Origin of the sequence: Acidiphilium multivorum AIU301, from assembly GCF_000202835.1 — a bacterium.
In the GTDB taxonomy this organism is placed as follows: domain Bacteria; phylum Pseudomonadota; class Alphaproteobacteria; order Acetobacterales; family Acetobacteraceae; genus Acidiphilium; species Acidiphilium multivorum.
The window spans coordinates 2,548,632-2,563,351 of sequence record NC_015186.1 but is presented as its reverse complement, the minus strand read 5'-3'; the positions used below and the strand labels follow the sequence as shown (position 1 = coordinate 2,563,351).

Annotated in this window: 10 protein-coding genes; 3 read left to right on the top strand and 7 right to left on the bottom strand. The window is 71.7% G+C overall.

What is annotated here, in order from left to right; all coding sequences use genetic code 11:
* Window positions 1–5: 5 nt before the first annotated feature.
* From ACMV_RS11545 to ACMV_RS11520, 6 genes are all read right to left on the bottom strand, one after another.
* Window positions 6–1,124 carry an NAD(P)/FAD-dependent oxidoreductase gene (locus ACMV_RS11545; protein ID WP_013640531.1) on the bottom strand — a complete coding sequence of 373 codons (1,119 nt, stop codon included), beginning with the start codon at window positions 1,122–1,124 and terminating at the stop codon, window positions 6–8.
* Window positions 1,121–2,299: an NAD(P)/FAD-dependent oxidoreductase gene (locus ACMV_RS11540; RefSeq protein ID WP_013640530.1), complete on the bottom strand. Its 1,179-nt coding sequence runs from the start codon at window positions 2,297–2,299 to the stop codon at window positions 1,121–1,123. Before ACMV_RS11540 ends, ACMV_RS11545 begins: the two co-directional genes overlap by 4 nt.
* Window positions 2,296–3,789 (bottom strand): FAD-dependent oxidoreductase, encoded by a 1,494-nt coding sequence (locus ACMV_RS11535; RefSeq protein ID WP_049796632.1) that lies wholly within the window; start codon window positions 3,787–3,789, stop codon window positions 2,296–2,298. The genes ACMV_RS11540 and ACMV_RS11535 overlap by 4 nt, the downstream gene beginning before the upstream one ends.
* Entirely contained in the window at window positions 3,786–5,036 is a 1,251-nt protein-coding gene (locus tag ACMV_RS11530; RefSeq protein ID WP_013640528.1) for a cystathionine gamma-synthase family protein, read from the bottom strand. Before ACMV_RS11530 ends, ACMV_RS11535 begins: the two co-directional genes overlap by 4 nt.
* A gap of 1 nt (window position 5,037) precedes the next feature.
* Window positions 5,038–6,279, bottom strand: a complete 1,242-nt coding sequence (locus ACMV_RS11525; RefSeq protein WP_013640527.1) for an aromatic ring-hydroxylating oxygenase subunit alpha — start codon at window positions 6,277–6,279, stop codon at window positions 5,038–5,040.
* A 302-nt stretch (window positions 6,280–6,581) separates the two neighbouring features.
* Complete coding sequence (locus ACMV_RS11520) at window positions 6,582–7,880, bottom strand: MFS transporter (RefSeq protein WP_007423676.1); 1,299 nt, start codon at window positions 7,878–7,880, stop codon at window positions 6,582–6,584.
* A gap of 366 nt (window positions 7,881–8,246) precedes the next feature.
* On the opposite strand from ACMV_RS11520, the gene ACMV_RS11515 reads away from it, so the two are divergent.
* Window positions 8,247–10,364 carry a putative bifunctional diguanylate cyclase/phosphodiesterase gene (locus ACMV_RS11515; RefSeq protein WP_231844397.1) on the top strand — a complete coding sequence of 706 codons (2,118 nt, stop codon included), beginning with the start codon at window positions 8,247–8,249 and terminating at the stop codon, window positions 10,362–10,364.
* Window positions 10,365–10,379: 15 nt separating this feature from the next.
* Here the strand turns inward: ACMV_RS11515 and ACMV_RS11510 are convergent, their stop codons facing one another.
* Window positions 10,380–10,850, bottom strand: a complete 471-nt coding sequence (locus ACMV_RS11510) for an Lrp/AsnC family transcriptional regulator (protein WP_007423678.1) — start codon at window positions 10,848–10,850, stop codon at window positions 10,380–10,382.
* 120 nt (window positions 10,851–10,970) lie between these two features.
* Between ACMV_RS11510 and ACMV_RS11505 the strand changes: the two genes are divergently transcribed.
* Window positions 10,971–13,376 (top strand): transketolase family protein, encoded by a 2,406-nt coding sequence (locus tag ACMV_RS11505; protein ID WP_013640524.1) that lies wholly within the window; start codon window positions 10,971–10,973, stop codon window positions 13,374–13,376.
* A 125-nt stretch (window positions 13,377–13,501) separates the two neighbouring features.
* A complete protein-coding gene (locus ACMV_RS11500; RefSeq protein WP_013640523.1) occupies window positions 13,502–14,713 on the top strand; it encodes an MFS transporter in 1,212 nt (403 codons plus the stop codon).
* Window positions 14,714–14,720: the final 7 nt, after the last annotated feature.

Here is a 14,720-nt window from a genome sequence, read left to right as displayed (position 1 = left end):
GTGACTCAGTCCGGGATGTCGAGCCCGGCGGCCCAGCGGGTGAGGGACGCCGCGTCGCGCTCGCCGGCGACGGCGCCGGCCACCGCGTCGCCCATCAGCACGCCGAGCTTGAAGCCGTGGCCGGAGCAGGCGCTGCACAGCCAGGCGCGCGCGCCCTCGCGGCGGAGGATGAAGCGCTCGTCCTCGGTCACCGTATAGAAGCAGGCCTTGCGCTCCAGCACGGTGTAGCGATCGAAGCCGCGCCAGGCGCGGGACGCGGCATCGAGCAGGCGGGCGACGTCCTCGTCGGTGCCGGCGCGGTCGCCGTCGGGGTCGCCGGCGCGGGTGAAGCGGTGATCGCCGATTTTCAGCCGCGTGCCGGCGCGCGGCGGCAGGGTGTAGGTGCCGCTTTCCTCGCCGAGATCGATCATCACCGGGGCGGCGGCCCAGGCGGCTTCGAGCTCGGGCGGCGGGGCGAGGAACATCACCGCCTGGCGCGAGGGCACCGCCGCCGCCGCGAGCGAGGGGACCAGCCGCGCCGCCCAGGCGCCGGCGGCGACGATGACGGCGTCGCCGCGCACCGTGCCGGCGGCGGTGCGGATCGTGCCGGCCTCGGCGTCGATCGCCTCGACCCTGGTGTTGGCGTGCAGCGCGACGCCGCGCCGGCCGAGCAGCTTCACGAGATCGGTCAGGATGCGGACGGGGTAGAGGATGCCGCCGCCCGCCGTCCGCATCACGCGGGTGAGGCCGGCGGGCTCGATCATCGGGAAGCGGGCGGGGATCTCGGCCAGCGGGATCTCCGCGTGGGCGATGCCGAGACGGTCGAGCGAGCGGCGGGTGGGCTCGTACCAGGCGGTTTCGCCGCGCATGAAGTAGATCACCGGCAGGTCGTCGTAATGGCGCGCGCCGGTTTCCGCCCAGAGCGCCTCCCACAGGCGGAAGGCGGCGGGCATCATGTGGGCGTAGCCCTCCAGCTCGCCATAGGCGTGGCGGATGATGCGGTGCTCGTCATGCGAGGAGGCGCGGGGGTTGGGCAGCGGGCCCTGTTCGAACAGCTCGACCGCGAAGCCGCGCCGGCTGAGCCCCCAGGCGGCGGAGAGGCCGGCGATGCCGCCGCCGACCACCAGCACGCGCGGCGCGCTCATGCCGGCATCTCCTCGCGCGCCGGGGCGGCGGCCGGGGTGAACCATCCCTGACGGCGCCGCCAGTCGGGGTCGAGGTCGCGGAAGCGGGCGAGGGAGAGCTTGCCGAGATCGGCGAAGGTGCAGCGCCCCTCCACCACGATGTCGCGCAGGGCGCGGCCGGTGGCGGGCGAGAGGCCGAAGCCGACGCTCGACATCGTCGCCACCGTCACGTTGCCGGGATCGGCCGGGCGGTCGAGCACGGGCCGGCCATCGGGCGTGTTCTCGACGATGCCGGCCCAGGAGCGGATGACCCGCGCGTGCGCCGCCTTCGGGAAGAGCTCGGCGAGGCGGCGGGCGAGAGGGCGGATCGTCGGCGTCGAGGGGCGGGGAAGCGGGTTGTCCGCCGGCACGGCGTCGAGCCATTCGTGCCAGCCGCCGCCATAGGCGAGGTTGCCGCGCAGGGTCTGCCGCCCGTAGAGCCCGTTGCCGTCGACGCCGCCGAGCGGCATCGGCGGCAGCGCCTCGGTGACGATCATCTCGGCGCGGGCCGGGGCGAGCGGCAGGTCGAGCCCGGCGTCGCGGGCGAGGCGGTCGGATTGCGGGCCGGCGGCGATCACCAGCTGGTCGCAGCCGATCACGCCCGCCGCCGTGCGGACGCCGACGGCGCGACCGCCGGCCATCGCGATGCCGAGGGCGGGGGTGTGCTGGAGGATGCGCGCGCCATGATCCTGCGCCGCCCAGGCATAGGCCTGCACGGTGCGCTGCGGGTTTGCCTGGCCGCCGGTGCGGATGTGCACGCCGCCGAGATTGGCGCCGGCGAGCGGCACGGCGTCGCGCACCTGCCGCGGGTCGAGCAGGTCGACCCGGTAGCCGAGCTCGCCGACGATGCCCTGGATGCGGTGGTAGCGGGCGAGCTGCGCCTCGGTCACCGCGATGACGATCCGCTCGCCGCGCCATTCGGTGGGGTAGCCGAGCAGCTCGTCCATCCGCGGCCAGAGGCGCTGCTCCTCGTGGAAGAGCGGGCTCTGGTAGTGGGTGCAGCCGCCGCCGTTGCGGCTCGAGGCCTCGTAGCCGACCACGCCCTTGTCGAGCACGAGCACGTCGACGCCGTCGCGCGCCAGCCAGAACGCCGCCGACAGGCCGGTGACGCCGGCGCCGACGATGACGACCGAGGCGCCGTTCGCCACGGCGCTCACAGGTGCATGCTCCCGGCGCGCCAGGCGTCCTCGCGCTCGGTGCCGATGGCGGCGTAGGGCACCCACTGGCTCAGGATGCCGAACCATACGTCCCACCCCGCCTCGTCGTCGCCGCCGCCGGCGAGGGCGGAAAGCGGCAGCGGGCGGACCGGGGCGCGGTAGCCGGCGAGGCCGATGGACGCGGCGGGCAGGCCGGCGCCGATCGCCATCAGCATCGCCACCTGCTCGCGGCAGCGGCGGGCCTGGCAGGGGCCCATCGAGACGCGGGTGAGGCGCTTCATCTGGTCGTGGTCCGGCGGGCCGTCGCGCAGCAGCGCGGCATAGTCGCGCGCCGCCATCGCCGGGGGCGGCGGGCCGAGATAGCGCGGCGGGTTGAGGGCGAAGACGTCGGCTCGCGTCACCTCCTCGCACAGGCAGGCGGGCGCGTCGGCGCCGCCGGTGGCGAGCAGCGCGCGCATCCAGCCCATCCGGTAGTCGAGCCCCGGATCGTCGGCGATGCCGGCGCAGTCGCCCGCCGCGACGACGCCGGGCGCGGTGCTTCGCCCGGCATCGTCCAGCACCGGGACGTAGCCGCCGCGCGCCGCGTCCATGACGAGGCGCGCGCCGGCGACGTCGAGCAGTTCGACCGCCGGCACGAGGCCGATGGCGAGGCAGACCGTGTCGCAGTCGAGGCGCCGGGCCGGGCCGCCGGCCACGGGGACGACATCGAGCCCGGCGACGCCGGCGGGCGAGGCCACCGCCGCGAGCGGGACATGGCCGCAGAGGATCTCGACGCCGCGCGAACGCACGGCCTCGACCATCGGCGCCGGGCCGACGGGTGCGGCAGCGGCCTCGACCAGCGCCGGCACGGCGATGCCGCGATCGAGGGCGAGCAGCGCGGTGTCCAGCGCGAGGCGGCCGGTGCCGAGGATGACGATCTCGCGGCCCTCGAACGCGTCGTAGCGGGTCAGCAGCGCGGCCAGGCCCCGCGCGCCCATCACACCCGGCTGGTCGGCATCGCGGAAGGAGAGCACGAGGTCGCGCGCGCCGGCGGCGACGACGAGGCGGCGGAAGCCGCACATCCACGAGCGGCTGCCGTCCGAAAGCCCCGCCAGGCTGCAGGGCAGCACGGCGAGGCCCGGCCGCTCGACCCAGGCGCCCCAGGCGGAGACGCCGAGCAGGACCTCGACGCCGGCGTCATACGCTTCGACGAGGCCGGGGGTGGCGGCGGCGACCCGCTCGACCATGCGCGCCGGGTTGGCGAGGGCGGCGCCGGCGCGGCCGCCGAAGAGATAGGGCACGTCGAGCCCGGCGAGGCCGACCGGCACCGGATGCTCGTCCACCAGCAGGACCGAGGCGCCGGAGCGCGCCGCCTCCAGCGCCGCGGCGAGGCCCGCCGGGCCGGCGCCGACCACCAGCACGTCGACCATCTGTTCGGGGGCGGGGAATTTGCCCACCGCGGATTTCGGGTCGGCCATGCCGTGCGGCGGCAGCGTCGTGTCCATGCTCATGCCTTTTCCAGCGCCTGGGCGAGGTCTTCGATGAGGTCGGCCTCGTGCTCGATGCCGACCGAGATGCGGATGGTGCCGTCGGTGACGCCGGCGGCGGCGCGGCGTTCGGGCGGGACGGAGAAATGCGTCGTCGTCGCCGGGTGGCAGATCAGCGATTCGGTGCCGCCGAGGCTGACCGCGAGGCGGAACACCCGGAGCGCGTCGAGCAGGCGGAAGCAGGACGCCTCGCCGCCCGCGACATCGAAGGCGAAGGTGGGGCCGGCGCCGTCGCACTGGCGGCGCAGCAGGGCGCCGGCCGGGCTCGCCGGATCGGCGAAGCCGGCCCAGGTGACGCGCGAGACCTTGGGATGCGCGGCGAGGAAGCGCGCCACGGTGGCGGCGTTCTGCCCCGCCCGCTCGACGCGCAGGCCCATCGTCTCGATCGAGCGCAGCAGCAGCCAGCTGCCATGCGGGTCGAGATGGGTGCCCATCAGCGTGCGCCGCTTGCGCAGCGGCTCGACCAGCGCCGTGGCCCCGGAGATGGCGCCGCCCAGCAGGTCGCTATGGCCGCCGGCATATTTGGTCAGCGAGGTCATGCACAGATCGGCGCCGTGGCGGAGCGGCGCCTGCAGGGTGGGGCCGAGGAAGGTGTTGTCGACGATGACGACGGGCGGCCGGGCCTGGCCGGCGGCGGCCTCGCGCGCGACGCGGGCGATCAGCGCGATGTCGGCCAGGCCGGCGAGCGGGTTGGAGGGCGTCTCGATCCAGACCGCGGCGAGCGGGCCGCGCGCCAGCGCCGCGGCCGCGGCCTCGCGCACCGACCCCTCGTCCAGCGCGTCGGCGATGGCGACGGGGCGGACGCCGAGTTCGGGCGCCATCACGCCGGTCAGCAGCCCGTCGGTCCCGCCATAGAGCGGGCTCGTGTGCAGCACCGAGTCGCCCGGGCGGACCAGCGAGAGCAGCGCGGTGGCCACCGCCGCCATGCCGGAACCGAACGCCGCACAGGCTTCCGCGCCGTCCAGCGCCGCCATGCGCGCCTGCAGCATCTGCAGGTTCGGATGGTCGAGCCGGGCGTAGATGTAGCCCTCGGCGTCGCCCGCGTCGGGGGCGCGGCCGGCGGCGTAGCCCTCATGCGCCGAGCGGGCGTGCGCGGCGTCGCGATAGACGAAGGTGGAGCTCATGTAGACGGGCGGTTTCGCCGCCCCGTTATGCCTCGCCGGATCGTAGCCGTGGCCGACCGCGATGGTCTCGACGCGCCGCCCCGCCACGTCAGGCGTCGACCAGCTTCTGGACCGGCGCCGCCGCGCCGATGCGGCGGGAAACGCTGTTCACGTACCAGTCGGTAAAGCCGATGGCGAGACTCTCCGACGCCTCGCTGTAGGGGCCGGGCACGTAGCCGAGCGAGTTGACGCCGCGCTGGTTCAGCTCGACCAGCGCGCGGTCCTGCAGGTTGGTCTCGTTCCAGACATGCATCAGCCCGTCCCGCGTGTAGTCGACGCCTTCCTCGGCATCCTTGTGGACATACCACTTGGCGACGACCAGGGTTTCCTGCGGCGCGAGCGGCAGGGCGGAGAAGATGATGAGGAAATCGCCCACCGCATGGGCGAAGCAGTGCGGCTCCAGCGCCCAGCGCAGCGAGCCGACATCGCCGCCGTTGACGTGGCAGAGCGGCTTGGCGACGCAGGGCGTGCCGTCCATCGTCATCGACACGTTGCCGTCGCGCAGCGGGAAGCGCGAGGCCTGCCACCATTCGCCCTGCACCGCGGCGGAGGGCAGGCCGAGCGCCTCCATCCGCGCGATGAAGCCGGGCAGGTCGACCATGCCGGCGGTGCTGAAATTGCCGCGCACGTCGGTCGGGAAGGAGCGGGCGAGCTCGGGATGGCCGGCGCCGCAGTGATAGCACTCGCGCGCGTTCTCCATCACCAGCTTCCAGTTGCCGCGCTCGAACAGCGTGCATTCGGCGGCGAGCTTGGCGTTGCCGAGATCGTGGCCGGCGAGCATCGGCGCGAGATGGTCGTGGAAGGCGTCGAATTCGGGCGGCTCGGCGGCGAGGCAGACATAGACGGTGCCGGCGACGGTGCGGACATGGATCGGGTTCAGACCGTGGGCGGACTTGTCGAACTCGCGCGGCATGCGGCCGGCGCCGCGCAGGGCGCCGGTGTCGTCATACATCCACTGGTGATAGGGGCAGAGCAGGCGCTGCGCGTGGCCGCAGCCATCGGCCAGGATCTGCGCGCCGCGATGGCGGCAGGTGTTGAAGAAGCCGCGCAGCACGCCGTCCTGCCCGCGGAGCAGGAGGATCGGCGAGCGGCCGATGGTCATCGCGAGATAGCTGCCGGGGTCGGGGATCTCGGTTTCCAGCCCGATGAGCAGCCAGCTGCGGCCGTAGATCTCGCGCAGGTCGAACTCGAAGATCTCGGGATCGGTGTAGAAGGCCTGCGGCAGCGTGTGCCGGGGCGGACGCTGGGCGAGAAGCGCGGAGAGGCGGTTGCGCAGGGGCGTATCCGGCATCGGTGACCTCCAGTGGACACCGGACGTTAGTCAGCACGCCGGGGCGGCGGCAAATCGCATTTGTGCATAAGCCTATGAGCCGGCGCGCTGGCCCCCGGCGGCCCGGGTGGTCCGGAAGGGTGCGGCCGGTGGCGGCGAACGCCGCGTCATGTCCGGCGTTCGTCCGCCGTGTTGATGGACCGCGTTCAGGGGCGTTCGGGGATGGACGAGGTGGCACCGGCGCGGGTGGAACCGGCCGGTGCCTTCGTCAGCTTGGTGCTAGACTATTGTTCTTATCGTTTTCCAGTGTCCGGGACACTGGCTCATTCGGCGGGGCTGACCGCGGGGCCGTGCACGGTCGGGGCCGTTTCGCGGACCCTGATCGTCAGCATCACGAGGCCGGCGGCGAACAGCGAGATGGCGAAGAGGATCGCCGTGGCGTAGAAATTGTGCGTCTTGTCCTGGAGATAGCCGCCCAGGAACGGCCCGAGATAGCCGCCGAGATTGCCGAGCGCGTTGATCAGCCCCATGGCGCCGCCGACGAGGGCGACGGGCAGCGTGCGCGAGGCGGCCGCCCAGAACGGGCCGTCATAGGACATCGCGCCGCCCATCGCGAGGCAGAGGAAGAAGATGGACAGCAGGATCATGCCCTCGCCGACCGTCACCGACAGGATGAGGCTGACGGCCGCCAGCGTCATGGGCAGGAAGACGTGGCGGGAGTAGCGGCGGTTGGTGTCCGCCCACCAGCCGTTGAACCAGAGCATCAGCCCCGCGACCACGTAGGGCAGTGTCGCGATCAGGCCGACCGCGCCGAAGCCCGCATGGGTGAGGGACTTGAGCAGGGTGGGCATCCACATGTTCAGCCCGTAGAAGCCGACCTGCACGAGGAAATAGACCACCACGAGGCGCCACACCGTCGCCGACTTGAAGATGTCGCTGAACGGTCCCGGCTCGGGTTCGTTGGCGCGGTCCTGGGCGAGCGAGCGGTTGATGTAGTCGCGCTCGGCGGGCAGGCACCAATGGGCGTCTTCGGGCCGGTCCTTGATGAAGATCAGCCAGAGCGGCAGCGCGATGATGAAGGGCAGCGCGCCTTCGACGAAGAAGAGCGTGCGCCAGTCCGAGCCGGCGACGATGAAGCCCGACAGCGGCTGGGTGATGATCGACGAGATCGCCAGGTTGGCGATCCAGAAGCCGTAGGCGCGGGCGCGCTCCTGCACGGGGAACCAGTGCGACAGCAGCACCAGCGTGGCCGGCCAGATCCCGCCCTCGGCGACGCCGAGAAGGAACCTGAAGATCACGAGCTGGGTGAAATTCTGCGCGAGCCCGCAGGCCAGCGCCATCAGCCCCCAGAAGCAGATCATGATGGCGACGAATTTCTTGGCGGACCAGTGTTCGGCCAGCCAGCCGCCGGGAATCTGCAGCAGCACGTAGCCGACGAAGAAGATGCCGCCCGCGGTGCCTTCGTCCGCCTTGGTGATGTGGAAATCGTGGCCGATTCCCGAAAAGGCGTAGGCGATGTTGGTGCGGTCCATGAACGAGATGATGTAGACGATCATCGCGATGGGAATGAGGCGGAACCAGCGGGTCATGCCCACCTCCGCCGCTCCTGTGCTTGAACTCATCGGTTTCCTCCGTATTGACGTGGCGTCGGGATCAAATTTTGCTCTTGCGGCCGGGCGGCCGTTGGTTGCGCTATCATCGGCATAGCAAAAGAGGCCCACCTCTCCCAAGTTGAGATTTATCGTTAAACTACCACCGATCGGACGGCAATCCGGCAGGACGCGGGATGTGGGTGTTCCGGCCGGAGACGCGCTTCGAGCGGCCGGTCAGCGGGCAGGTCATCCCTGATATGCCCCGGGATTTCATAACGATCCATTAAGAATTGCCGTGCTTAAGGCGCGGGAGGGAGTGGCGGGCGCCGCAAGGGGGGCCGCCGGTCCGCGAGTATGGCGCCGGATCGTCAAGCCGATCCCCTGTCGGGAATTCACATGCGTAAGCCCAAGCGATCAGAGCCTGACGAAACAGCCGATCCCGAACTGGAGGAGCTGATCGAGAGGGATCGTGCCGAACTGCTCTATTCGTTGGGCGGCGGCAGCGTGTTCGTCACGGTCGCGGTGTCGTTCCTGCTCATCCTCCTCGTGCAGGCGCCGGGCGAGTGGTCCGCCCTGCTGGCCTGGTTCGCCGCCATCGTCCTCGTTTCCGCGATCCGCTCCGTCGACATCTTCATCCTGTTTCCCCGGGTCCGCCGGAAGCCTTTCGACGGCCGGAAGATGATCCGCCGCTTCGGGCTCGGCACGTCGACCCTGGCCCTGCTGCTCGGCAGTTTCCCGATCTTCTTCTTTCCGCATCTCGCCGTCGTCGAGCGGGCGTATGCGTTCATGGTGTGTTTCGGCATGGCGGGGGGGAGCGTCACCGTCCTGAGCGCCAGCTTTCCGCTGATCGTGACCTATTGCACCGCCGTCCTGCTGCCGGGGGTTGCGGAGACCCTGATCGCGTATCAGCCGGGCGGGCAGAAATTCGCGGTGATCGGCATCGTCGGCTACATCTCGTCGTTCTTCTTCGCCCGGACCACGTCGCGGACGGTGCTGCGCGGCTTGCGCCTGATGCGCACGAACCAGGTGCTGACGCTGCGCTCCGAGCAGGAGAGGGTTCATCTCGAAGCGATGAAGAGCGACCTCGCGGACGCCAACGAGAGCCTGGAGCGCCGGGTGTGCGAGCGGACCGCCCAGCTCGCGCACGAGGTGGCCGAGCGCGAGCGCTACGCGGCGGCCCTGAGCCGGCTCGCCTCGACCGATCCGCTGACCGGGCTCTACAACCGCCCGACCTTCACCGCCCGCCTCGCCGGGCGCGCGGAGGGTTCGGTGGGGGCGCCCGGCCGGGTCGCGCTGCTGTTCATCGATCTCGACAGCTTCAAGCAGATCAACGACCTGCGCGGCCACGAGATGGGGGACCAGGTTCTGCGGCAAACCGCCGAGCGCGTCGCCCGGGTGATCGGCGCGACGGGGGACGTCGCGCGGTGGGGCGGCGACGAGTTCCTCGTCGCCCTGCCGGACTGCGGCGGCGAGGAGGCGCTCCGCCATGCCGAGCGGCTGATCGAGGCGATCAAGACGCCGATCACGGTGGGCGCGGATGTCTGCCGGGTCGAGGCCTCGGTGGGGGTGGCGCTCTATCCCGACAATGGCGATACCGCCGACAGCGTGATCCGCGCCGCCGATGTCGCGATGTATGCGGCGAAGCGCGAGGGCAAGAGCCGGGCCAAGCGCTTCGACCCGGTTCTCGCCGATGACATGGCGGATCGCTACGACCTCGAACAGGGCCTGCGGGACGCCATCAAGGGCGATCAGTTCCGCCTGGTGTTCCAGCCGATCATCGACGCGCGGACCGGCGCCTGCACGGCGTTCGAGGCGCTGCTGCGCTGGAATCACCCCGTGCGCGGCGCGGTCAGCCCGGCGACGTTCATCCCGGTCGCCGAGCAGAGCGGGCAGATCGAGCGGATCGGCCGCTGGGTGCTGGAAGAGGCGTGCCGCGCGGCGACCGGCTGGCCGGACCCCTCGATCGCCGTCACCGTCAACATCTCGGTCTCGCATGTGCTGGTCGGCAGCCTGCTCGATGACGTCGAGCACGCGCTGGCGGTTTCGGGTCTGCCGCCATCGCGCCTGAAGATCGAAATCACCGAGACGATGTTCCTGCACGACGCCGACCGGTCGGCGCCGCTGTTCGACAGGCTGCGGCAGATGGGCGTGGGAATCCTGCTCGACGATTTCGGCACCGGCTTCTCGTCGCTGTCCTTCCTCGGCAACCTGCCGATCGACGTGATCAAGATCGACCAGTCCTTCGTGCGCGACGCCGGGCGCAACGGCTATGCGACGATCGAGGCGATCCTCTCGATCGCCCGCGCGCTCGGGCTGCAGGTGACGGCCGAAGGCGTCGAGACGCCGGAACAGAACCGCAACCTGGTGGAGCGGGGCGTCGGCAGCGTTCAGGGGTATCTGTTCAGCCGTCCGATTCCCGCCGCGGGCGTGACGGACTGGCTGCGGATGACGGGGCGGGTGCCCGATCGTCCGTTCGATCCGGCCGCCGCGCCCGCCCTGGCGGCGAGCGCCTGAACGCGGGCTGGCCGGTCAGGCCGAGCGCGACACCCCGGCCTTGACCCGGCGCAGCGGGATCGAGCTCTCGATCGAGGCGACGCCGCGCACCCGCGTCAGTTGCCCGACCAGGAACTGCTCGAACGCGGCGAGGCTCGTCGTCACCACCCGGAGCAGGTAGTCGCGGTTGCCGGTCATCAGCCAGCAATCGACCACCTCGGGGAACGAGGCGATGGCCGCCTCGAAACGCACCAGCGCGTCGTCCACCTGCTTGTCGAGCTTGACCGAGACGAACACCGACACGTCGAAGCCGAGGGCCGCCTCGTCGATCATCACGGTATAGCCGCGGATGATGCCCTCGCGCTCCAGCCGGCGCACGCGGCGGGCCACCGGGGTCGCACTCAGCCCGACCCGCTCGGCGAGGTCGAGCATGGAGATCCGCGCGTCGCTCCGCAGGGCGGACAGGATCTCCCTATCGAAATCGTCGATCGTGCCGGATTTCACCATGATGGCGCGGTTCCTTGCAGACTATCGCCACGATATTGCCCTGGGCCGCGCGAATCGCAAGGATTCGCTCCGCCCGCCCGCCTAGACTCGGCGCACCGCCCTCACGCCGGGAGACCGCGAATGACGCCGCATCTGAAAACCGCCGAACAGCGCCTGCTCTGGCTGTCGCACTGGATGATCCACAACGCCAACCACCTCCGGCCGAAGGTGGATGGCATCAAGACCGGCGGGCATCAGGCCTCCTCCGCCTCGATGGTGGGCATCATGGCGGCGCTCTATTTCACCGCGCTGCGCCCGGAGGACCGCGTCGCGGTCAAGCCGCACGCCGCCCCGGTGTTTCACGCGATGCAATACCTGATGGGCAACACCACGCGCGAGCGGCTGGAGACTTTCCGCGGCTTCGGCGGCACCCAGAGCTATCCGAGCCGCACCAAGGACGATGACGACGTCGATTTCTCCACCGGATCGGTGGGCCTCGGCGTCGCCATCACCTCCTTCGCCGCGCTGGTGCAGGACTATATCGCGGCGAAGCCATGGGGGCGGGATGTGCGGCGCGGCCGCATGGTCGCGCTGATGGGCGATGCCGAGATCGACGAGGGCAACATCCACGAATGCCTCCAGGAAGGCTGGAAGAACGGGCTGCGCGATGTCTGGTGGGTGATCGACTACAACCGCCAGTCGCTCGACGGGGTGGCCCGCGAGGGGCTGTGGCAGCGCATCGAGAAGATCTTCGAGGCCTTCGGCTGGGATGTGGTGCGGATCAAGTACGGCGCGTTGCAGCGCGCGGCCTTCGCCGAGCCGGGCGGGGAGGCGCTGCGACGCTGGATCGATTCCTGCCCCAACCAGCGCTACGCAGCACTCACCTTCCAGGGCGGCGCGGCCTGGCGCAAGCGGCTGCTCGACGAGCTGGGCGACCAGGGCGCGGTCTCGGCGCTGATCGCCCGGCGCAGCGATGCCGAGCTGGCCGCGCTGATGGAAAATCTCGGCGGCAACTGCGTGCAGACCATGGCGGATGTTTTCGCCGCCATCGATCATGACCGCCCGACCTGCTTCCTCGCCTACACGATCAAGGGCTGGGGCACGCCGATCGCCGGGCACAAGGACAATCACGGCGGGGTGATGACGGTCGAGCAGATGCAGGCCTGGCAGCGCCACATGGGCGTGGGGCAGGGCGAGGAGTGGGAGCGGTTCGCCGCGGTGGCGGACGTGGACGGCTTCCGCGCCTGGCTCGACGCGGTGCCCTTCTTCGCCGCCGGCCGCCGCCGGCACGACGATGCGCATCTGCCGGTCCCCGCCCTCGCTTCACCCGGCGAGCGGGAGATCTCCACCCAGGCCGCCTTCGGCCGCATCCTCGACGATCTCGCCCGCGGCGACAGCGCGCTCGCCGCGCGCATCCTCACCACCTCGCCCGACGTCACCGGGACCACCTCGCTCGGCCCCTGGGTCAACCGCCGCCGCCTGTTCGCCCGCGAGGCGATGGCGGACCTCTTCCGCGCCGAGAAGATCCCCTCGACCGCGCGCTGGGATTTCGCGCCCGAGGGCCAGCATCTCGAACTCGGCATCGCCGAGACCAACCTGATGCTGCTGCTCGCCGCCGCCGGCCTCGCCCGTTCGCTGTTCGGCCGCCGCCTCATCCCCATCGGCACCGTCTACGATCCGTTCATCGCCCGCGGGCTCGATGCGCTGAACTACGCCTGTTACCAGGATGCCCGCTTCCTGCTGGTCGGCACGCCCTCCGGCGTCACCCTCGCGCCGGAGGGTGGGGCGCACCAGTCGATCGGCACGCCGGCGATCGGCATGACCCAGCCTGGCCTCGCCGCCTTCGAGCCGGCCTTCGCCGACGAGCTGGCGGCGATCATGGAATGGGCGTTCGACCATCTCCAGCGCGACGACGCCGATCCGTATACCGATCCGCGCACCGGCCTCGCCGATGCGGCGGGCGGCTCGGTCTATCTCCGCCTGTCCACCAACCCGGTCGAGCAGCCGGGCCGGCGCGGCACCGCCTGGCGGCAGGGGGCGACCGACGGCGCCTACTGGCTGCGCGAGCCGGGGCCGAACGCCGAACTCGTCATCGCCTATCAGGGGGTGGTGGCGCCGGAGGCGATCCGCGCCGCCGGGGCGCTGGCGGAAAGCCGGCGCGATATCGGCGTGCTCGCCGTCACCTCGGCCGACCGGCTGCATGCCGGCTGGAGCGCATCCCAGCGCGCGCGCTGCCGCGGCGAGGCGGTGACCTCGCTGGCCGAGCGCCTGCTCGCCCCGCTCCCGCGCGACTGCCGCATCGTCACGGTGATCGACGGCCATCCCGCCACCCTGTCCTGGCTCGGCGGCGTCGCCGGCCATGCGGTGCTGCCGCTCGGCGTCGAGCGCTTCGGCCAGACCGGCACCATCGCCGATCTCTACCGCGCCAACGGCATCGACGCCGCCGCGATCATCGAGCGCGTCGGCACCTTCACCAGCGGCCGCCCGGTGCTGGCCTTTCCGGCCCGCCCGCGCGCCCGGTCCGGGGCGGCCGCGCTGGCGGGGTGATGCCGGCGGGCTTGGCATCGGCCCGCATATCGTCCTACCTGCGGATCAGGAGGAGCGGCGATGACGGACTGGGACTGGCGGCGCCCGCAAGGGCGGCATGATGCCCCGCCCCGCGCGTTGACGGCATGAGCGCCCCGCTCGGCACGGACCTCGCGCGGCCGCGCCTGCCGCGCGCGATCTGGGCGCTCGGCTGCGTGAGCCTGCTGATGGATATCTCCTCGGAGATGATCCACGCGCTGCTGCCGGTCTTTCTCGTCGTCACGCTCGGCGCCGGCACCGAGATGGTCGGGCTGATCGAAGGGGTGGGCGAGGGCACGGCCTCGATCGTCAAGGTGTTCTCGGGCTGGCTCAGCGACCGGCTCGGCCGGCGCAAGGCGCTGGCCGTCGCCGGCTATGCGATGGGGGCGCTGTCGAAACCCGTCTTCGCGCTCGCCCCGGCGGCGGGCTGGGTGCTCGGCGCGCGCGTGTTCGACCGGATCGGCAAGGGGGTGCGCGGGGCGCCGCGCGATGCGCTGGTGGGCGATCTCGCGCCGCCCGGGATGAGCGGGGCGGCGTTCGGCCTGCGCCAGTCGCTCGACACGGTGGGCGCCTTCGCCGGCCCGCTGCTCGCGATCGTGCTGATGGCGGCGAGCGGCGACGATATCCGCCTCGTCTTCTGGCTGGCGCTGCCCTTCGGCCTTGCCGCCGTGCTGCTGCTCGCGGTCGCGGTGCGCGATCCGCCGCGCAAGGCGAGCCACCGGCCCGCGCGCCTGCCGCTGCGGCGGAGCGAATTCGTCCAGCTCGGCCCGCGCTTTCGCGCCGTCGTGCTCGCCGGCGCGGTGCTGACGCTCGCCCGCTTCGGCGAGGCGTTCCTCGTGCTGCGCGCCCGCAGCCTCGGCCTGCCGCTGGCGCTCACCCCGGCGGTGCTGGTGGTGATGAACGTGGTCTACGGGCTTGCGGCCTATCCGGCCGGGCGGCTGGCGGACCGGCTGGACCGGCGGGGCGTGCTGGCGGCCGGATTCGGGGTGCTGGTGCTCGCCGATCTGTGCCTCGGTTTCGCGCCGGGCCTTGTGGTGGGCATGGCCGGCATCGCCCTGTTCGGCCTGCATATGGGGCTGACCCAGGGCGTGCTGTCGGCGCTGGTGTCCGACGCGGCGCCGGAGACGGCGCGGGGCACGGCGTTCGGCATCTTTCACCTCGCCGGCGGGGTGGCGCTGCTGGCGGCGAGCCTGCTCGCCGGCGTGGCGTGGAGCCTGGCCGGGCCGGCGGCGACCTTCCTGGCCAGCGCCGGCTTTGCCGTGATCGGGCTGATCCTGCTTTTCGCGCTGGTGGATGCCGGCCACGCGCGCGCGCGGTAACGGGCGC

What these genes read in the sequence shown, in the direction of transcription:
- ACMV_RS11545 (WP_013640531.1), bottom strand. Translation starts at nt 1,124, where the DNA reads ATGAGCGCGCCGCGCGTGCTGGTGGTCGGCGGCGGCATCGCCGGCCTC.
- ACMV_RS11535 (WP_049796632.1), bottom strand. Translation starts at nt 3,789, where the DNA reads ATGAGCATGGACACGACGCTGCCGCCGCACGGCATGGCCGACCCGAAA.
- ACMV_RS11525 (WP_013640527.1), bottom strand. Translation starts at nt 6,279, where the DNA reads ATGCCGGATACGCCCCTGCGCAACCGCCTCTCCGCGCTTCTCGCCCAG.
- ACMV_RS11520 (WP_007423676.1), bottom strand. Translation starts at nt 7,880, where the DNA reads ATGAGTTCAAGCACAGGAGCGGCGGAGGTGGGCATGACCCGCTGGTTC.
- ACMV_RS11515 (WP_231844397.1), top strand. Translation starts at nt 8,247, where the DNA reads ATGCGTAAGCCCAAGCGATCAGAGCCTGACGAAACAGCCGATCCCGAA.
- ACMV_RS11510 (WP_007423678.1), bottom strand. Translation starts at nt 10,850, where the DNA reads ATGGTGAAATCCGGCACGATCGACGATTTCGATAGGGAGATCCTGTCC.
- ACMV_RS11505 (WP_013640524.1), top strand. Translation starts at nt 10,971, where the DNA reads ATGACGCCGCATCTGAAAACCGCCGAACAGCGCCTGCTCTGGCTGTCG.
- ACMV_RS11500 (WP_013640523.1), top strand. Translation starts at nt 13,502, where the DNA reads ATGAGCGCCCCGCTCGGCACGGACCTCGCGCGGCCGCGCCTGCCGCGC.